This window comes from Rhizocola hellebori (assembly GCF_016862955.1).
GTDB classification, from domain to species: Bacteria; Actinomycetota; Actinomycetes; order Mycobacteriales; family Micromonosporaceae; genus Rhizocola; species Rhizocola hellebori.
On record NZ_BONY01000030.1, the window covers coordinates 1 to 19,439 of the forward strand.

General features: G+C 66.9%; 14 protein-coding genes and 1 pseudogene. 6 read left to right on the forward strand and 9 right to left on the reverse strand.

The genetic code is table 11. From position 1 onward, the window contains the following. The 5 genes and pseudogenes from Rhe02_RS23820 to Rhe02_RS23840 all read right to left on the reverse strand — a co-directional run. Positions 1-252, reverse strand: a pseudogene (locus Rhe02_RS23820) (HNH endonuclease signature motif containing protein); the annotation flags it as partial. A 28-nt stretch (positions 253-280) separates the two neighbouring features. After that, a complete protein-coding gene (locus tag Rhe02_RS23825; protein WP_203910553.1) occupies positions 281-841 on the reverse strand; it encodes a hypothetical protein in 561 nt (186 codons plus the stop codon). Between the two features lie 6 nt (positions 842-847). After that, a complete protein-coding gene (gene glgB, locus Rhe02_RS23830; RefSeq protein WP_203910554.1) occupies positions 848-2,569 on the reverse strand; it encodes a 1,4-alpha-glucan branching protein GlgB in 1,722 nt (573 codons plus the stop codon). Continuing rightward, a complete protein-coding gene (locus Rhe02_RS23835) occupies positions 2,566-3,825 on the reverse strand; it encodes a glycosyltransferase family 4 protein (RefSeq protein WP_203910555.1) in 1,260 nt (419 codons plus the stop codon). The genes glgB and Rhe02_RS23835 overlap by 4 nt, the downstream gene beginning before the upstream one ends. Before the next feature lie 136 nt (positions 3,826-3,961). Next, positions 3,962-5,728 carry an amylo-alpha-1,6-glucosidase gene (locus Rhe02_RS23840; protein ID WP_203910556.1) on the reverse strand — a complete coding sequence of 589 codons (1,767 nt, stop codon included), beginning with the start codon at positions 5,726-5,728 and terminating at the stop codon, positions 3,962-3,964. Positions 5,729-5,756: 28 nt separating this feature from the next. Between Rhe02_RS23840 and Rhe02_RS23845 the strand changes: the two genes are divergently transcribed. Together Rhe02_RS23845 and Rhe02_RS23850 are read left to right on the forward strand one after the other, a co-directional pair. After that, the gene (locus tag Rhe02_RS23845; RefSeq protein WP_203910557.1) at positions 5,757-8,363 is read left to right on the forward strand and encodes an MGH1-like glycoside hydrolase domain-containing protein; all 2,607 of its coding nucleotides are present in this window, start codon (positions 5,757-5,759) and stop codon (positions 8,361-8,363) included. A 15-nt stretch (positions 8,364-8,378) separates the two neighbouring features. After that, positions 8,379-9,836 (forward strand): oxidoreductase, encoded by a 1,458-nt coding sequence (locus Rhe02_RS23850; RefSeq protein WP_203910558.1) that lies wholly within the window; start codon positions 8,379-8,381, stop codon positions 9,834-9,836. Here Rhe02_RS23850 and Rhe02_RS23855 read toward each other — a convergent pair. Beyond that, the gene (locus tag Rhe02_RS23855; protein WP_203910559.1) at positions 9,811-10,992 is read right to left on the reverse strand and encodes an NADH:flavin oxidoreductase; all 1,182 of its coding nucleotides are present in this window, start codon (positions 10,990-10,992) and stop codon (positions 9,811-9,813) included. The two genes, Rhe02_RS23850 and Rhe02_RS23855, sit on opposite strands and share 26 nt — an antisense overlap. Before the next feature lie 22 nt (positions 10,993-11,014). Beyond that, a complete protein-coding gene (locus Rhe02_RS23860; protein WP_203910560.1) occupies positions 11,015-12,775 on the reverse strand; it encodes a tetratricopeptide repeat protein in 1,761 nt (586 codons plus the stop codon). A 283-nt stretch (positions 12,776-13,058) separates the two neighbouring features. Between Rhe02_RS23860 and Rhe02_RS23865 the strand changes: the two genes are divergently transcribed. The 4 genes from Rhe02_RS23865 (at position 13,059) to Rhe02_RS23880 (ending at position 16,883) form a co-directional block, all read left to right on the forward strand. Then, the gene (locus Rhe02_RS23865; RefSeq protein ID WP_203910561.1) at positions 13,059-14,045 is read left to right on the forward strand and encodes an ArsR/SmtB family transcription factor; all 987 of its coding nucleotides are present in this window, start codon (positions 13,059-13,061) and stop codon (positions 14,043-14,045) included. Positions 14,046-14,121: 76 nt separating this feature from the next. After that, positions 14,122-15,309, forward strand: a complete 1,188-nt coding sequence (locus Rhe02_RS23870) for an amidohydrolase (RefSeq protein ID WP_203910562.1) — start codon at positions 14,122-14,124, stop codon at positions 15,307-15,309. 99 nt (positions 15,310-15,408) lie between these two features. Further along, positions 15,409-16,095 (forward strand): hypothetical protein, encoded by a 687-nt coding sequence (locus tag Rhe02_RS23875; RefSeq protein ID WP_203910563.1) that lies wholly within the window; start codon positions 15,409-15,411, stop codon positions 16,093-16,095. A 134-nt stretch (positions 16,096-16,229) separates the two neighbouring features. Then, the gene (locus tag Rhe02_RS23880) at positions 16,230-16,883 is read left to right on the forward strand and encodes a hypothetical protein (protein WP_203910564.1); all 654 of its coding nucleotides are present in this window, start codon (positions 16,230-16,232) and stop codon (positions 16,881-16,883) included. Here the strand turns inward: Rhe02_RS23880 and Rhe02_RS23885 are convergent. Both Rhe02_RS23885 and Rhe02_RS23890 read right to left on the reverse strand, forming a co-directional pair. Then, positions 16,861-18,075, reverse strand: a complete 1,215-nt coding sequence (locus Rhe02_RS23885; RefSeq protein ID WP_239124008.1) for a cytochrome P450 — start codon at positions 18,073-18,075, stop codon at positions 16,861-16,863. The two genes, Rhe02_RS23880 and Rhe02_RS23885, sit on opposite strands and share 23 nt — an antisense overlap. Further along, complete coding sequence (locus Rhe02_RS23890; protein WP_203910566.1) at positions 18,072-19,334, reverse strand: SGNH/GDSL hydrolase family protein; 1,263 nt, start codon at positions 19,332-19,334, stop codon at positions 18,072-18,074. The genes Rhe02_RS23885 and Rhe02_RS23890 overlap by 4 nt, the downstream gene beginning before the upstream one ends. Positions 19,335-19,439: the final 105 nt, after the last annotated feature.

A 19,439-nucleotide genomic window follows, 5' to 3' on the forward strand; every position in this document is an offset into this window, starting at 1 on the left:
AAGCCCGGCGGCCAAGGCAGCAAACACCTCTGGCAACCCGTCGATCAGCTGACGGGCCAACCCCTCCTGCGCGGCCGCGGCACGGTGCGTCCAGGACAGGGCGAACGCCACCTCGTCAACGCCATAGCGGGGATCCGGCGCGGCATTGACGACCTCCAGCACCAGACCCAACAGGCGAGCCTGCGCCACAGCGGCGGCGCGGTTGGCAGCAATCAGCCTGTCGACCAGATCCTCGACCGCCCCCGCGCCCATGCCTCCAAACTAGACAAGGGGTACGACACTAAGGCAGGCACTTGCCGCCGGGCAGCGGCGTCATGACCGCCACCCAGGACTCGCTGGCATGGTGGACACCCACGACACAGGCTTCGCCGCTTCGCGCGCCGAAGATCAACTTTCCAGTCGGATCCCCATGGACCTCAACGTCTTTGAGCGAGGAGGCGTCCAAGATGACCCTGACGAGGGCCACATCGACGGGGCCTGCCCGGCGGGCGGAGTCCAGGTTGGACTCGATCATCCTGGCGCACTCGACATGCGCCCGGACGACTTCGATGCCCAGTTCACGCCGGGCACCGAACACCGTCGCGGCTCGCGCATTGGCCGCGATGAGCTTCTCCGCGTCCGGCAATACAGCGGTAGGCCCGCCCAGCGGCTGCGACGCGGTGGGAATGGGTGACGCGCAATCCACGCCGACCACCACCAGGTATGCCTTGGGTGCCGACCGTGGAACCCGCAATCCCACGGTCGCTACCGGCGTCGCCGCGAACACGCTGGAGACCAGGCTGCCGGCAAGCAGGCCGATCACCAGCACTGCCAGAACCGCCAACACCTGACGAACCTTCATAGCCGCCTAGCGTAGGACGTTTTTCCTCAGATAGACGACCGCATGCGGGCCAACCTGTACGTCGTCTCCGCGCACCTTTCCGTAATTGCCCGAGCCGGTGCCGCCGTACTCGGCCGCATCGGTGTTGATCAGCTCTTTGAACCCGCGCACCTGTGGCAGGTGGACATGCTGATGGAGGCCGGAGAAGTTGGCGACACAGACCATCGAGCCACGGCTGAAAGCGACGGTGTTGCGGTCAGGATCATTGTGGATCCATTCCATGCCATCGCCCCACAACTCCTTGTACCGGCGGTAGATCCGGTTCAGGTCACGCAGCACGTTACGCAGGCCCTCGTCCGCATAGGACCATTCCAGCCCGTCCTGCTCGTTCCACTCGGAATCCTGCCCGAGCTCGGCGCCCATGAAGACGAGTTTCTTGCCAGGGAAGGCCCACATGTAGCCCAGCAGCCCGCGCAACCCGGCCAGCCGATTCCATCTGTCGCCGGGAAGCTTGCTCAGCAGCGCCCGCTTTCCGTGCACCACCTCGTCATGGCTGAGCGACAGCACGAAGTGCTCCTGCCCGGCGTAGTACGACGGCCAGGTCAGGGTGTCGTGGTGGAAATGGCGGTAGATCGGATCTTTGACGAAGTAGAGCAGTGTGTCGTGCATCCAGCCCATGTTCCACTTCAGGCCGAAACCGAGGCCGCCCCAGTCGACCGGCTTGGTCACGCCCGGCCACGCCGTGGACTCTTCCGCGATCATCACGACGCCGGGGTGATGCCGGTAGACCGCGGAATTCAGCTCCTTGAGCAGATGCACCGCTTCCAGATTGGTGTTGCCGCCGAACACGTTCGGCTCCCACTCGCCCGGATGGCGGGAGTAGTCGAGGTAGAGCATCGACGCGACAGCGTCGACGCGAAGACCGTCGACGTGGAACTCCTCGCACCAGTAGAGGGCGTTGTTGATGAGGAAGTCGCGCACCTCGTTGCGGCCGAAGTTGAACACGAGGCTGCCCCAGTCGGGATGCTCGCCGCGTCTGGGATCCGGGTGCTCGTAAAGGCTGGTGCCGTCGAATTGGGCCAGCGCCCACTCATCTTTGGGAAAGTGTGCCGGCACCCAGTCGAGGAGCACACCGATGCCCGCCTGGTGGCAGCGATCGATCAGGTGGCGGAACTCGTCGGGCGTGCCGAAGCGCGCTGTGGGCGCGTAGAAGCCGGTTACCTGGTACCCCCATGAACCGCCGAATGGGTGTTCCATCACCGGAAGCAACTCGATGTGTGTGAAGCCCAGCTCGCTGACGTAGGCCACCAGCTGGTCGGCCAGCTCCTTGTAGGACAACCCCGGCCGCCACGAACCCAGGTGAACCTCATAGACCGACATGGCGCGAGCGTGGTGGTCGGTGCGCCGGGCGCTCATCCACTGCTCGTCGTTCCACGTGTAGTTCGAGGTGAACAGCACCGAAGCGTTGGCGGGCGGGCATTCCGTGGCGAACGCCATCGGATCCGAGCGGTAGGACCAGCATCCGTCGGCCCCCTGAATGCGAAAACGGTAGCGCTGACCCTCCTGCGCGGTCGCGACCTCGGTGCGCCAGATCCCGTCGTCGTTGCCCCACATGGGCAGCCCGTCGTCGGGCCACCACCCGCTGAAGTCACCGATAACCTGAACCTGGCGCGCGTTTGGCGCCCATACCGCGAACCTGAAACCCCCGTCAGCCAGCGCGTGGGCGCCGATATCCCGCCAATGTGTCATCGCAGCAGGTTCCCATCTGGGACCACGATCGGCTCGCGCGGCTCGCCGAGCCGCGCGGCACGATGTGCGGGCTCAGCGCGAATCGCCTCGCCGTAAGCGGCCACCACCTTCTCCGCGATCCCTTGCCAGCCATAGCGTTCGGCAATCATCGCCGAAGCCCGCTTGGTCATCTCCTTGGCCAGCTTCGGTTCGGCGAGCAGGGTGCCCACCGCGTCGGCAAGCGCGCCCGGATCGCTGTGCGGGAAAGTCATCCCGGTCACGCCCGGCTCGACGATCTCGGCCAGCCCACCGGTGGAGGCGACCGCCAGCGGCGCACCCGCCGAGGCCGCTTCCAACGCCACCATGCCGAACGGTTCGTACAGCGACGGCACCACCGTGGCGCTGGTCGCGGCCAGCATGGCGGGCAGCTCCCGCTCGCTGAGGAATCCGGTGAACGCCACGGTGGAGGTGATCCGGTGACGCCGCACCGCCTCCTGAAGCTCTTCCTTGTAGGGCCCATCCCCGGCGATGACGACCTTCAGCCCGGGATGCTCGGCACGCAACTGCGGCACGGCGTCAACCAAATCCTGCACGCCCTTCTCATATACGAGCCGCCCGGCGAATCCGACGAGCGGCCCCTTGGCCTCAAAACGTTCCCGTGCTTTACGAACGGCCGTAGCGGTGGCCCGCCAAGCCTTGCTGTCCACGCCGTTGGGGATGACATCGACCTTGTCATCGGGCAGTTCCAGCAGGCGGCTGACTTCCCACTTCATGTACTCCGAGCACACCAGCACCTTGCCGGCCCGCTTGCCGAGCCAGTACTCCACGGAGTGGATGCTGCGGTTGAGGTCGTCGGGCAGCCAGCCTTGGTGCCGGCCGGCTTCGGTGGCATGGATGGTGGCCACCAGCGGTAGGTCCAGGTGCTCGGCCAACGTCACCGCGGTGTGCGTCACGAGCCAGTCATGGGCATGCACTACATCAAAGGTGTAAGTCTCCGCCGCCCGCAACGCGGCACGGGTCAGCGTGTGGTTGAACGCCATGGTCCAAGCCAGCAACGTGGGCGTCGACAGCGGGAACAAAGGAGGATCCTCTGGTGCGCGCACAATCCGCACGCCCTGGCTGAATTCCTCCAGTGGGGCGCCAGGGGCGTGGCGAGTAACCACGGTCACCTGGTGGCCGATCTGCGCGAGAGAGGTCGCCAGCGCGTGCACATGCCGGCCCAAGCCACCGACTACCACCGGCGGATACTCCCACGAGAGCATCAAGACACTTGCCATCGATCCTCCTCGCGGTGCGCGAAAAGAGGCACCTGTTTGAGGTGCCACGCGTCGTCGGGGTTAGACCTATCCTGCCTTACTTGAGTTACCGTCGTCTGGTGCTTGAGTTTCCGTGTCGTTTCGTGGCGCGATTTTTTTATAGCCGTGTCGCCCGCAACAGCTCGGCCACGCTCCACGCTTGGAAGGGACACCCGGTTGCTCCGTGCGGTGCATTGCCGTGCAAGGTTTCGCTCACCGAGTTGAGTCCGTAGTCGCCAAGGTGGGCCATCAGGCCACCAAAAAGTTCATCAGTTGGTAACTTCGCTTTAACAAGAGCCGTGGCGTACGGGCCGATCAACCATGGCCACACCGTGCCCTGGTGATAGGCGTAATCCCGTTGCGCCATGGTCCCGTCGTGGCGCGGGCGGTAAGCGGGATCCTCCGGGCTGAGGCTGCGCAAGCCGAAGGGCGTCAGCAAAGCCTTGCCCACCCGCCTGATCACCTCGCGGTCGGGCTCCAGCGGCGCGTTGGGCAACGAGTAGGCCAGCAGCTGGTTGGGCCGCAGCGCCGCGTCGTCGGCGGTGTCGCGCAGCCATTCGCCCCCGCCGAAGGTGCGTGCGAAACTCACCTTCGCCCGGGTCAGCAGATCGCTGCCCAGATAGGCCAGCGCGTTGCACCACAAGGCGTTGATCTCCACAGCCTTGCCGCGGCGCGGCGTGACCGGCTGGCCGTCCACCCGCGCGTCCATCCACGTAAGCGCCTCGCCGTCGGCCCCTTGCACCAGCAGACCGTCGTTGGGGTCCACCCGGATGCCGTAGCGGGTCCCGGCCAGATGCGCCTTGAGGATCCCTTCCAGCGCTGGGCGCAGCTCGTGTCCCAGATCGGTGTCGCCGGTGAGCGTGACATGCCGCTCGACGGCGTGGATGAACCACAGCGTGGCGTCGGCGGTGTTGTACCCGACCGTCCCGCCGTCGGCCGTGTTGGCGAGCATGCCTTCGCTGAGCGTGGCCGCGTAGGTGCGCAGAAGCTCGCGCCCCTCCTCGGGCCGGCTGGTGGCGAGGAACAGCCCCTCATATGAGGTCATCGTGTCGCGCGACCATGCCCCGAACCACGGGTAGCCGGCGACCACGTCCGGCCCCTTGACGATGAACGCGTCGGCGGACAGCTTCAGCCCGTCCAGGGCGGCGTTGCGCCGATTCGCCAAATCGATGATCTCGCGGGCCGGTGGTGGCTCCTCGCTCAGATCGCCCGCCCAAGCGGTCACCTCAAGGCAGTCTCCAGGCGACTCGAGCCGTGCTTGAAAACTGCCAGCACGCATCAAATCTTCGGTGGGTACGTAGCCGCGCGCCGCCTCTTCCCGAGCGCGCACACCGCGCAGCCAGGTGCCGTCCGGGGTCCAGTTTGGACCGCGCAGCCGGTAGGCCCCGGCCACTACCTGACCTTCCAGCGTCAGGTCGCCGTGCTGCTCACCGTGCTGATCGCGCCAGGCACAAACGGCCTGCACGCTCAGCTCGGCCGGGCCGCCGGCCAGCAGCCGGTAAACGACCGCGACACACGAGCGGCCGTGCAGCATGGCCAGCTCCCGCTCTATAACGGTTTCGCCGAGCCGCCATCTCCATCGGGGCAAGCCGTTCACGAGCTCGAAACGTTCGAGGTAGAAATGCCCGTGCGGCCAGATGGTGCCATCCGCCCACTCGTGGGTGGCCAGCTCAACCCCGTTGAGCACGGGATCCAGCCCGATCAGGCCCACCTTGCGGGTGGCCGGGGTGGGATCGGCCACCACCAGTAATGCGTGGTAGCGGCGGGTACGAAGCCCGCTCACCGTGCCCATGGCATAGCCACCCAGACCGTCGGGCACCAACCACTCCCGGGCGCCGCCCAGGGTCACGTCACCTAAGACTTGAGAACCGTACTCGATGCGCACTCCATCATCATGCGCTAACAATGGTGCTATGACCTCCGAACAGCTCCGCTTGGACTCTGCCGCCGCTCGAGAGGAACGCTGGCGAAGCTGGGGACCCTATTTATCCGAGCGCGCCTGGGGCACGGTCCGCGAAGACTACAGCGAATTCGGCGAGGCATGGGACTACCTCCCGCACGACCACGCCCGCTCCCGAGCCTACCGCTGGAACGAAGACGGCCTGGCCGGGATCTGCGATGAGCGCCAGACCTTCTGCTTCGCCCTCGCGCTATGGAACGGCAAGGACCCCATCCTGAAAGAGCGCATCTTCGGGCTCACCGGCCAGGAGGGCAATCACGGCGAGGATGCCAAGGAATATTGGTGGTACCTAGACAGTACCCCCACGCACTCGTGGATGTCCTGGCGATACCACTATCCGCAGGCCGAATATCCCTACACCGAGCTGGTGGCGGTCAACCGCGGGCGCAGCCGGGAGGAGCCCGAGTACGAGCTGCTCGACACCGGCGTGTTCGACGAGGACCGCTATTGGGCCGTCACCGCAGACTACGCCAAGGCCAACCCCTCGGACATGTGTATCAAGATCACTGTCGCCAACCGTGGCCCAAAGACCGCCACCCTGCACGTGCTGCCGACGCTGTGGTTCCGCAACACATGGGCGTGGGGGCTGCCCGGCCGCGACGACAAGCCCAGCATCCACGCCTCCGACGGCCTGCTCTACGCCCAGCACAAGACCTTCGGTGAGCTGGCTCTGCGCGGCGACGGCGAGAGCACCCCGCTCGCATGCGACAACGAAACCAACGCGCAGCGGCTGTGGGGGCTGGAGAATCGCTCGGCCTACCCCAAGGACGGCATCAACGACCACCTGATCCACGGCACCGACACGGTCAACCCCGACCTGGTGGGCACCAAGGCCGCGCTGCACTACGTGCTGGAGGTGCCGGCCGGGGAGTCGCGCGAAATCCGGCTGCGGCTGACCCAGGGCGCGCCCGAGGGCGAGCTCGACGAGGTGCTCGCCACCCGAAAAGCAGAAGCGGACGAATACTTCTCATCTCTGATGCCACCCGGCACCACCCCCGACGAGGCCGATGTGGCCCGCGCCGGGATAGCCGGGCTGATGTGGGGCAAGCAGTTCTACCACTTCGACGTGAGCCGCTGGCTCGACGGCGACCCCGGCTCGTCCCCGCCGCCGGCCGGGCACCGCGAGGGCCGCAACTCGGCCTGGCGGCACATGAGCAGCTTCGACGTCATCTCCATGCCCGACAAGTGGGAGTACCCGTGGTTCGCCGCGTGGGATCTGGCCTTCCACTGCGTGGCGATCGCCCACGTCGACCCCCAGTTCGCCAAGGAGCAGATGCTGTTGCTGCTCAAGGATTGGTACCTGCACCCCAACGGGCAGATCCCCGCCTACGAATGGGCTTTCGGCGATGTGAACCCGCCCGTGCACGCCTGGGCGTCGCTGAAGATCTTCGAGCTGGACGGGTCGCGCGACTACGAGTTCCTCGGCCACATCATGCACAAGATGCTGCTCAACTTCACGTGGTGGGTCAACCGCAAGGACTCCAACGGCAACAACCTTTTCGAGGGCGGCTTCCTCGGGCTGGACAACATCGGCCCGTTCGACCGGTCGGCTTCGCTGCCGGTGGCCGGAAAGCTCGAACAGTCCGACGGCACGGCGTGGATGGCGATGTACGCGCTGAACCTGCTGGAGATCTCGCTTGTCCTCGCCACGCGCGACCGCGTCTGGGCCGATATCGCCACCAAGTTCTTTGAACACTTCGCTTATATCGCGTACGCGGCGGGCGAGCTGTGGGACGACGAAGACGGCTTCTCCTACGACCAGATCAAAAAGCTCGATGGCAAAGCTGTCCCGCTGAAGGTGCGTTCGACAGTGGGCCTGCTGCCCCTGTGCGCCACCACGATCCTCAGCTCGGTGACTCTAGTCAGGCTGCCGGAGCTGTCGGCCCGGCTGCGCTGGTTCCTGTCGGAGAAACCCGAGTTCGCCGACGTGCTCGGGGAAAGGCGCATCCAGAGCGGGCAGCAGCAGCGGCTGCTCTCCGCCGTTGGGCCGCAACGGCTCAGCCGCGTGCTGATGCGCATGCTCGACACAGAGGAATTCCTCTCCCCCTATGGCCTGCGCACTCTTTCCCGGGCTCATCTGGCCGAGCCGTTCTCGGTCCGGCTCGGCGATCACGACTTCAGCATCGGCTACGAGCCCGCCGAGTCGCGAAGCGGCACCTTCGGCGGCAACTCCAACTGGCGCGGCCCGATCTGGTTCCCGGTCAACTTCCTGCTCATCGAGGCGCTGCGGTCCTACGCGCGCTTCTACCACGACGACGTGCTGGTCGAATATCCCACCCGTTCCGGGGTGAAGATGCCACTCGCCCAGATCGCCGACGATCTCTCCGACCGGCTCATCTCGCTGTTCACGGTCAACAAGGAGGGCCACCGGCCGCTGTGGGGCAGCGATCCTCGGTTGCGCGACCATCCTGATTGGAAGGATCTCCTGGTCTTCCCCGAGTACTTCCACGGCGACACCGGCGCGGGCCTGGGCGCGATGCATCAGACCGGCTGGACCGGCCTGGTTGTCGACCTGATCCTGAGCCGCCGGGCCAACCACGGCTACGCCCCCGGGTACTGATATACGCTCTTCGACGTGCCCCTCACCCTCGATGAGCTCAACGTGTCCGAAAAGGCGCTCTGGGAGGCGTTCGCCACCGGAGCGGCGGTCGACCTGCGCGACAGTCCAGAAAGGACTGTGCGCGCCACGGTGCTGGCCGCCCTGCTGCTCGGCGCGCGCGAGGTGCCCCCGGGCAGCGCCCCGGGGGTGCGCCTGACCGGTGCCCGGATAACCGGCGATCTGCGGCTGACCACCGCCGCCATCACGGTGCCGGTGTTGCTGGAGGAGTGCGACTTCGACGCGGAGCCCAACTTCGACGAGTCCTCGACCCGCAGCCTGGCCTTCATTCGCTGCCGGCTGCCCGGGTTCCGCGGCAAGCTGCTGCGCGTCGACGGCCAGCTGCGCTTCAACGAGTCGACAGTGACCGGCTGCATCCTGCTCACCCGCGCCACCATCACCGGCGAGCTGGTCCTGGTCAGCGCGAAGCTGGTCAACCCCGGCGACTGGGCGCTTTTCGCCGGCGGCCTGACCGTGGAGAGCGCCCTGTTCGGCGCGCCCAACAGCGACCGCCCCGGCGCCTGGCCAATGACCGTCGAGGGCGGGCTGCGGCTGGTGGGCGCGCGCATGCTGGGCGGCGTTTTCTTCGACGGCGTGCAGATCGACAATCCCGGGGCGGTGGCGCTCCAGGGCGACAACATGACCATCTTCGGGCGGATGTTGTGCGGCCAAGGTTTCCGGTCGACCGGCAGCGTGCTGATGCCGCGTGCCCGGGTGGAGGGCGAGCTGAGTTTCGAAGGCGCCCATCTGGATGGGCCGGTGGCGCTGTCGCTCAACAACACCATCATCGATGACCTGAACCTGCGCACCGCGGAGCCCGCCACGGGTCTGGTCGATCTGCGGCACGCCCGCTGCGTCCTGCTGCGCGATGCCCCGGTCAGCTGGCCCGCACAGATCGCCCTCGACGGTTTTGTCTACGAGTCGATCGACAGCAGCCCCGCCTACCTCGCCGTCAAGGACCGGCTGCGCTGGCTCGGGCGGGAGCAGGACGGCTTCCGGCCGCAGCCCTACGAACAGCTCGCCGTCCACTACCGGCGGCTGGGCTCGGATGCCGCGGCTCGCCATGTGCTGCTTGCCAAACAGCGCATCCAGTCCCGCGAACGCCAGCTGCACCAGCGCATCGCCGGTCACCTCCTGAATTGGACCGTCGGCTACGGCTACCGCCCCTGGCGCGCCGCCGCCTGGCTGGCCGTCATGCTGGCCGTCGGCACCATCGCCTTCTCCGCCTGGCCGCCCCAACCCGACGGCTCCACGCGCAAGTTCGACCCGCTGATCTACACGCTGGATCTGCTGCTCCCGATCAGCGCGTTCGGGCTGCGCGAGGACTTCGCTCCGGTGGGTTCGACGCGGTGGCTCGCCTACGGACTGACCGCCGCAGGCTGGTTGCTCGCGACCGCCCTCATCGCCGGTGTCACCCGGGCGCTGCGCCGCGACTAGGCGTCACCGGCACCACGCATCGAGTCTGCGTGTAAATGGTTGGCATGCAACGGTTGCAGCGGATGCACTGGGAGCGCACCGCGCGGTCGGCGCGGATGCGGTTGGGCAGGTCCGGCTCCATCAGCAGGGCCCGGCCCATCGCCACGAAGTCGAAGCCCTCCCGGCGGGCCAGCTCCATCTCGGCCCAGCCGGACACGCCGCCCAGCAACACCAGCGGAAGGCTGAGCGCTTCCCGGAACCTGCGCGCGTCATCGAGCAGATATGTTTCGCGGTAAGGGTATCTGCGCAGGATCCAGCGCCCGGCCAGCCGGATTCCCAGGCGCTGCGGGAAAGGGAATGCCGCGGCGAATTCGGCGATCGGCGCGCCACCACGGAACAGGTACATGGGATTGAGCAGGGAGCTGCCCGCGGTCAGCTCGATCGCGTCGAGGGTGCCGTCGCTTTCCAGCAATGATGCGGCGCGCAGACTGTCTTGCTGGGACAGCCCATTTCGTACCCCATCAGAGATATTGAATTTGGCGATGATCGCCATCCGGCCGCCGACGGCCTCCCGCACCGCACTTGCCACCTCACGCGCCAATCGTGCCCGGTTGGCCAGACTGCCGCCGTATTCGTCGGTGCGGCGGTTGATCCGTGGGCTGAGAAAGGAGCTGATCAGATAGTTGTGTCCCATGTGGACTTCGACGGCGTCGAAACCGGCCCGCTGCGCCAGCAACGCGGCTTGCGCATGCGCCGCGACGACCCGCTTGATGTCCGCCGGGCTTACCGCTCGGGTCAGCCCCGGCCCGAGCGGATTGAACCGGCGGCTGGGCCCAAGCGACGGCAGGCCTGTCGTGGAAGGATTGGCGACCGGGCCGGCATGCCCGATCTGCGCCGAAACGGCCGCGCCTGCGCCATGCACCGCGTCGGCCAGCTGGCCCAACCCCGGCACGGCCTCCTCACGCATCCAGATCTGCTTTCCGTCGGTACGGCCTTCGGGTGCGACGGCCAAGTAGGCCACCGTCGTCATCCCCACCCCGCCCGCGGCCATGCGCCGGTGGAACTCGATCAGGTCGTCGGAAACGACCGCCTGCGGCGTGCGGCCCTCGAAGGTGGCCGCTTTGATCAGCCGATTGCGCAGGGTGATCGGGCCTAGCTGAGCGGGTTCAAAGACCATGGTTCACTATCACCGCTTTGGCCTACTTAAGCGAGTCCTCCCCGACCCCGAGCGCGCTTTCGCACCTGGCCAGCCCATCGAGCAGGGCATCGTGGTCGGCGCCGGCGTAGCCGAGGGCGGCGCGATAGTCGGCCATGGCGTCGCCGTGCCGGCCCACCGCCTCGTAGCCGTAGCCGCGGTTGAACAGCACGTCAGGGTTGCCGGGCTGAAGCTGCAGCGCCCGGTCGAGGTCGGCGATGGCCTGGACCGTGTCGCCCTGGCCGAAGCTGGTGACCGCCCGGTTGACCAGTGCCTCCACCAGATCCGGGTCGAGCTTGAGCGCGGCGTCAAAGGCTTCCCGTGCCCGGTCCGGCCAATCGTCCATGAGGGACAGTCCCAAAGCACAGTGCAGCCGGGCTTCCCCGGGCAGGAGCAGCAGCCCTTCCTCGACCACCGCGACCGCCTCGGGCGCGGGCAGCAAGGCCGCCAGGGCCAGGCGTGCCTCCAGATAGTCCGGCTCCATATCGAGCACGTAACGGAAGTCCGCTATCGCGCCGGTCACGTCCCCCAGCGTCGCCCGCAGATCGCCACGGTTGTGGTAGAGCTCGGGAAACGGCGGGCCGAGCCGCATCGCCGTCTCATAGTCCTGCAGTGCCAAGGCGTGCCTTCCCATCTTCTGCAAGAGGTTGGCCCGGTCGAACCGGTACTCCGGATATAGCGGATCGACCCCGACAACGTGCTCGAATTCGGCTAGAGCCTCGTCCATCCGGCCGAGGGCGGCGAGCACCTGTCCCCGGTTGTGCCGCAACACCGAGCGGTGCAGCCGATGCTTCTGCGGGTCGAGCGCTCGGTCGAGCAGAGCTATCCCTTCGGTCACCAATCGCAGTGACTCGTCCAGGTTGCCCAGATGCATTTCCACCAAGGCTTTCCCGTTGTACATGAACACGAGGTGGAACGGATCGTCCATCATGGTGGCCAGCGCGATGGCCGTGTTGATGTGCGCGCGGGCCCGATGGTGGTCGCGTTGCTCGTAGAGCCGCGTGTGCAGCATTGCCAGCGTGTAGGACATCGTCATGTGGCGAAATGGCGTCGTGGAACGCGCCATCAGGTCGTAGTAGATCGGCTCCACCTCTTCCGGCCGGCCCAGGAGGAAGAGGAAGTCGGCGCGCTGGGTCTGCGCCCAGTAATGCTCGCTCGGCTCGGCTATGGCGGCGAGCGCGTCGGCGAGCCACAGACCCGCGGCGTAGCAGGCTTCGCCCATGCAGTAGTCCAGCGCCACCCGGAAGGCCTCCGCCGCAGCGGCCCGGGAAGAGCCGCGGGCTCGGTGGTAAGGGATCGCGCCCAGGCACAGCGAGAACTCGCCGCGGGCGGCAAGCTCGTCGGCGCAGTGGTCGTGATAGGCGGCATCGCCCCGGCCAAGCTCCACAGTGGACGGACCTACGGTTTCGAAGCACAGGCCACGGCGTCCCGCCAGGTCAAGGAATTCGAGGTCGGTGGGGTCGGCGTGGTCCAGGCCGGTGAACCGGACCGCGACCGGGTGGGCGCGCAGCAGGTCCACAATGCCGTGCGCGATACGCCTGGTGCGCAAGCGCGAGTACCACCTGGTCCGCTCCTGCGGCGGGGCGAGCGCGGTGAGCGTCTGCGACGAGCCGAGCTGAGCACGCAACTCGGGCGCCACCGCGACGATCTCGATGGCGTGCCGGGCGGCCAGTGCGGGGTCCAGGTCACCGAACACCGCTCGAATCAACGTCCCCACCCCGGTGTAGGGCCCCCGCCAAGCGCGGTGGCAATCGATGATGAGCATGCGACCTCCGCGCCGGAGTTGGGTGTGCGGCCACGGGGCGGAGCCGCACACGTCTAATCGGCTGTCAGAAACCGTTCTCGTCGCAGCTACACGATGGTGTGGTGTAGCAGCCGATCGCGGCCCCGGTCAGACGCATCGGTCCAACCTTGTGGACCTGAAGTTTCTTCATGGCAACCCTCCTCAGGGGTGGGGACGTTTGATAAATGGTGAAGGCGTCGTCTCGATCCTCGCCAGCCCTTTCAGCCCTGGCCAAAACCTCTAGGTGGGGAGGCGGTTGCACGCCGTGTGGCGGATTCATTTCACCGCGCAAGACCTGGTCCGAACCCGGATAGCGCCAACCCTCGGGCCGCTGGCCGAGACCATGTTCGGCCTGAACCTGTTCCGCACCCGCAAGCCGTGCACCCGAGCGTTCGGGCCTTGGCGCACCACGGTGGGCGCGCGGATGACCGCCCAGATGCGACCCCTGGCGTCGCTCGCCCCGGTCGGCACCATGGGGGTCGACCTGTGGTCCCTCACCGGCGAGGCGCCCACCATCGAAGCCGGAATCGACGCTCTGCTCACGATGCGGCCCGAACACATCCGGACCGAGCTCGAGCTCTTCTCCAGCGACCAAACCCTGCCCAGGTGGGCCTGGACCCTGGCCGAGCGCAACAGCCGCGGCCGGCGCGAGCTGGCCGGCGCCGCGCTGGCCTCCTATCGCGCGCTGCTCGCCCCGCACTGGCCCAAGGTGGAAGGGCACCTGCACGCCGAGCGCAGCGCCCGAGCCCGGGTTTTCCTGGAAGGCGGCATCGAAGGTCTACTAGCGACACTTCATCCCAAAATCCGGTGGAATTCCCCGGTTTTGGAGGTGCTGATGTGCGGCGAGGCCGAGGTGCATCTGGGCGGGCGCGGGCTGTCGCTTGTACCGTCGCTGTTCGTCGGCGACCGGCTGGTGCTGCTGACCGACCTGCGGTCGCCCGACGGCCCGATCCGGCTGGTCTTCCCCACCACCCAGGACGCGCTTGCCCTGCATCGCCTGTGGTCCAACGGGCACAGCCAAACCGGCGCGCTGGCCGCCTTGCTCGGGCACAACCGCGCCGCGGTGCTGCAGCGCATCGCCGACGGCTGCACCACCAGCGAGCTGGCCCAGCGGGCCGGCGTCTCGCTGGCCTCGGCCAGCCAGCACGCCACCGTGCTGCGCGAAGCGGGCCTGATCACCACCCGCCGCGACGGCTCAGCCGTCCTGCACACCCTGACCTCGCTAGGCGCCAATCTGCTGAACGGAGCCTAGGCCTTGGAGCTCACCCGGCAGCCCGCCAACACCGCGGAGCTGCCAAGGGAGAGCTCCAAGGCCTAGAGTGGACACCATGTCTGGAGCACTCGCCGAGCTTTATCGCCAGCTGCATGCCCACCCCGAGGTCGCTTTCAAGGAACACCGCACAGCGGCCGTGATCGCTGCCCGGGTAAGGGATTTGGGCTACGACGTGACCGAGGGGGTCGGCGTCACCGGCGTGGTGGCCATGCTGCGCAACGGACCGGGCCCCACCGTGCTGCTGCGCGCCGACATGGACGCGCTGCCGATGCAGGAGAAGACCGGCCTGCCCTACGCCAGCCAGATCGACGGCGCGATGCACGCGTGCGGTCACGACATGCATGTCACCTGGCTGATCGGCGCGCTTGAGGTGCTGCAACACGAGAAGGCCAGCTGGTCAGGCACGGTCATGGCGGTCTTCCAGCCGGCCGAGGAGGGCGGCGGCGGCGCTCAGGTGATGGTCGATGACGGTCTGTTCACCCGCTTCGCCGTCCCGGATGTCGCGTTAGGACAGCACGTCACTCCGCTGCCGGCCGGCACTGTCGGGTTCCGTCCCGGCGCGTTCATGGCCGCCTCCGACGAGCTGCGGGTCAGGCTCTTCGGCCGCGGCGGGCACGGCTCACGGCCAGAGGCCACAGTGGATCCGGTGGTCATGGCCGCCTCGACCATCATGCGCCTGCAGACCGTGGTTTCGCGGGAGGTGGCACCCATCGACACCGCGGTCGTCACCGTCGGCGCGATCCACGCCGGCACCACAAGCAACATCATCGCACCCGAGGCCGAGCTGCTGCTGACCATCCGCACCTTCTCCAACGCGGTACGCGACAGGGTGCACGACGCCATCGGCCGCATCATCCGGGCCGAGGCCAGCGCGTCCAACGCCCCGGCCGAGCCGGAGATCACGGTGACCATGTCCTATCCGGTGCTCATCAACGACCCGATTGCCACCTCACGCACCATCGCCGCCATCGGCGCCGAGGTCGGCGCGGAGAAGCTCATCGAGCAGCCGCTCATCATGGGTGCCGAGGACTTCGGCACCTACGGCACCGTGGCCGGAATCCCTTCCGTCTTCTGGTACGTGGGTAGCACCGACGTGGACGTCTACGCCAAAGCGGAGCAGGCCGGACGCCTCGACCAGGACATCCCCTCCAACCATTCGCCCTACTTCGCGCCCATTCTCGACCCCACGCTGGAATTCGGGATCCGCACTATGGTTGCCGCCGCCCGCGAATGGCTCGACTGATCGGTCTGCGCTAATATGAGGTGCCCTCGGAAAGCAATAACCCCGGCAGCATGCCTTGCGGCAGAGACCAACCGGGGTGTTCTCCGAGAGGATACCGCATTGTCGTTCGACGACGCAAACCCACACCATCTCCACGCCGTTCGGCGCAGCCTGTCCGCGCCCCGTCTCGCCCCCTACGATCAGCTCGCCATGACCCATGGCGCGCTTGGGCTTCGGCTCTACGAGTGGAACCTGGAAGCAAGCGCGGCCTGTTACGCCAACCTGCAAACGGTGGAAGTGTGCCTGCGCAACGCGATCCACGACCAGCTCACGCGGCGGCACCAGGCACGAGCGCTTCCGGGAAGCTGGCTTAACGACCCGCTTCGCCTGCTCGACCCAAAGTGCCGCGCCGATATAGCCAGCGCGGTCGCCCGGCTTGTCCAGCAGCGCAAACAGGTCACCCCCGACGCCATTGTCGCCGAGCTGACCTTCGGCTTCTGGCGGTACCTGCTGTCAAAGAAGTATGAACATGCGCTGTGGACGCCTGCCATTCGCCATGGCTTTCCCCATCTACGGCCGCAACAACGGGCCGAGCTGGCCGAGCCCGTGGAACGGCTGCATCGGCTGCGAAACAGGGTGGCTCATCACGAGCCGATCCACCTTCGGGATCTGGTCGCCGACCATCACGACATGATGGTGGTGCTTGAGGCGATCTGTCCGCATACACACAGCTGGGCGCGACGCCTCAGCCTGCTGCCAGAGGTGCTCTATCGCAGGCCGGTGCCGCGCCAGCGGGCCGGAACATAGCAATAACCCCGGTGGCGTGCCTGGCGGCAGAGGTCATCCGGGGTCTTCGTCGATAAGCATACACCTCGCGCTGGGCGCTGGACACCGGCATTAGGATGTGAGCCACCCATTCCGATCCGACATAGGACACGCAGATGCCGGAAACGCCGGACGAGACCGATCCCTTTCAGGACAAGGGTGAGGCGAAGCAAGAAAGCTTGCCGGCGTACCGGCTGAAGGTTGGGATGACGTTCGCTGCCGGTGTCCTGTCCATTGTCGCCACCACGGCCCTATTAATCATGATTAGCCGAGGCTCGGATCCCGGGCGGGAGCAGGGAAGCAAACCGGTGGGCATCGATGCCACCCTGCCCCCGCCATCGACCAATCCCGAGCCGTCCGCAGTGGTGTCCCCGTTGGCCACCAGCACCGCGATGCCATCGCAGAGCCGCAAGCCCTCCACCGGGCCGGGGACGCCGGGGCCGGGCCAGACCCACGTGCCGGAGGCGACCAGCACGCCGGTGGTGGTGGCACTGAACTCGTTGAGCTGCACGCCCTCCACGGTGCCCGCGGGGCAAAACACCACCTGCCGGGTCAGGCTGACCGCACCAGCACAGTCCGATATGACCGTTGACCTGATGAGTGGCTCGGCCTCGCTGAGCGTGCCGCCCTCTGTCAGCGTATCGATCGGATCCACAGAGGTGACGTTTGACGCGACGTCGGCCAGCGACGGCACGGGCGACGTCACAGTCACCGCAACCATGGGCACGGTGACCAAAACCGACACTGTCACGATCGGTCCTGCTGCGTAGTGACCCATAGCTGCTCGTGTCCGCGGAGCATCAGCTGGCGGGGAACACCGGCCGGCTCGGCCAGGCGGATCGCGGGAAAGTTTGCCACGAGCGCGCGCAACCCGCTGATGCCTTCGAGCCGGGCGAGCGCGGCACCGAGGCAGTAATGAGCGCCCGCACCGAAGCTGAGGGTCTGGTCGGCTCGGGCGGCGCTGAACCGGCTGGGGTCAAAGCGATCCGGCTCAGCGAAGCGGGCCGGGTCGCGGTTGGCCGCCGCCAACAGCACGAGAACCCAGCTGCCCTGCGGGATGTTCACCCCGGCCACCTCAGCGTTGGCCGCCGCCCATCGCAGCGAGAAGTGCGTGGGCAGCTCGAAACGCAGAATCTCCTCCACATAGGACGATGCCAGCTCGGGACGCTCGCGCAGCCGGGTGAAATGTTCCGGGCGCTCCATCAGCAGGGTGAGCCCGTTGCCGAGCAGATGGGTGGTGGTGACGAAGCCCGCGTTGAAAAGCACTATGAGATTGGCGACGAGCTCCTCTTCGTTTAGCGCCCCACCATCGGCCTCCAGCGCCTGCACCAGCGCGCTCACCAGGTCGTCGCGCGGCTGGGCGCGCCGCTGGGCGGCCAGCTCGGCGAAGTAAGGCGTGATCTCCTGGGCGGCGGTGTCCGCGGCGGCTATGGTCTCCTGCGTCGACGCCCCCAGCTCAAGCAGTGCTCCTAGGGCGAGGGCACGAGGCCGGTACCAGGAACGGTCAACCTCAGGCACACCGAGCAGCTCACCCAAAACGTTGGCCGGCAGTGGAAAGGCGAATTCGGCCATGAAGTCGACCCGGTCCCGCCCGGCGATCTGCTCCACCAGCTCGCCGGTCATCCGCTCGATGGCCAGCAGCAATCCGTTGACGCGCCGAGGGGTGAAGGCGTGATTGAACATGCGCCGCATGCGGGTGTGCCGTGGCGCATTGGTGAAAAACATCGAGTTCATGAAGACGGCGTGGGCCGGCCCGGTGGGCGCCGACGACTCGGCCACCTTGAAGGTCGCCGAATCCTTGAGCACCTGCGACGCGGCCTCGAAGCCCTGCACCACAAAGGAATAGCGCTCCCCCTGCGCGACCTGGCAGATCGGGCCCTGCTCGTGCAGCCAGGCGTAGACCGGATACGGGTCTCGGCGGCCCGCCTCGGTGTGCAGGGCCGCCAGCGAAACCGTCTTCACAACAGCAGGTCCAACGGCACGGCCTTGGCCATGGCCTCGTTGCCCATGTCGTTGGGGTGGATGTGGTCGCCGCTGTCCCACTCTGGGCGCAGTTTGGTGGGCTCGGCCGGATTGCGCAGTGCCGCATCAAGGTCGATGTAGGCGTCGAAGTCGCTACCGGTCCGGATGTACGAGTTCACGGTGAGCCTGATCGAGTCCAGCTCCGGCGTGTAGTTGATCACGTCGGGCGCGGACGAGTAGGCGTTCCACGGCATGATGGTGCAGATGTAGACCTTCAGCCCGGCAAGTTTCGCTTGCGCGGCAAGCTGTTGCAGCCGCGCGATGATGTTGTTCGCGGTGTCCTTGCTGATCCAGATGTCGTTGATCCCGAGCTGAACGATGAGGGTGTGCACCCCGGTCTGGGCCACCACGTCGGAGTGGAAACGGGCCAGCGCATTGACTCCGAGCCCGCCGGCGCCGTCGACCCCGGTGCGGTTGCCGGCCATGCCGAGGTTGAGCACGCCGGGGGCCTTGCCTTCCGGGGCTTGTTTGTTCAGGCGTTCGGACAGGTAGTCGGTCCACCGGTTGTCGGCGTTGATGGTGGATTTGAAACCGTCGGTGATGGAGTCGCCGAGGACAGCGATAGCGCCCTTTCCGTTGCGGTTGAGCACATCCAACCCGGCCACGTAGAACCATGAGTTGCTGGTCTCGGGCATTCCCGCGCCGGTGAGCGCGACGCTGTGGTCGCCGGGACCGAAGTAGGCGGTCTCCCGCGCCGAGACATGGAAGGTGGCGGGGCCGGTCTCACCGGGGAAGTACATCGTGACCGCGACGTCCTCGTTGGCCGGAACCTGCATGTCGATCGCGTCGCTGGCAGCGTATCCGCCGACCGGGATGACGATTTCGCGCTGGCCGAAGAAGGTGAGGTCTTTGATCGTGCCGGGTTTGAGGTCGCCCGGGCCGCTGTTGGGCCCGAATGGCAGCGCGATTGTCGCATGGCCGATAGTTAAGGGGTTCTTACCGAAGCGGTTGGAGAGGCGGACCCGCGCCTTCTCCCCGCCGACCGAGGTGTGGACGAACATGCGCACCGTCTGCCCGGCGAACCCGGCCGACGACTTTCCGGTCGCCCCGGCTGCGGAAAGCCCTGCGGCCCAGGTCGCCACCCAGGCCTCCGGTGTCGGCGCGGGCACCCGGCCCGCCGCGGTCACCAGGGCGGTGGACCCGACCGTTACCAGCGATATGAGGGCAAGCAGCAGCTGACGCCGACGGGGGTTGGTCATAGCGCAGAGTCTATGAGCGAGATCTTTCATTGGAAATATCTCAACTGGACGATAGCCGACAGGCCGAACGAGCGGTAGGGTCCGCCTGGGAGACCACCAGGGCAG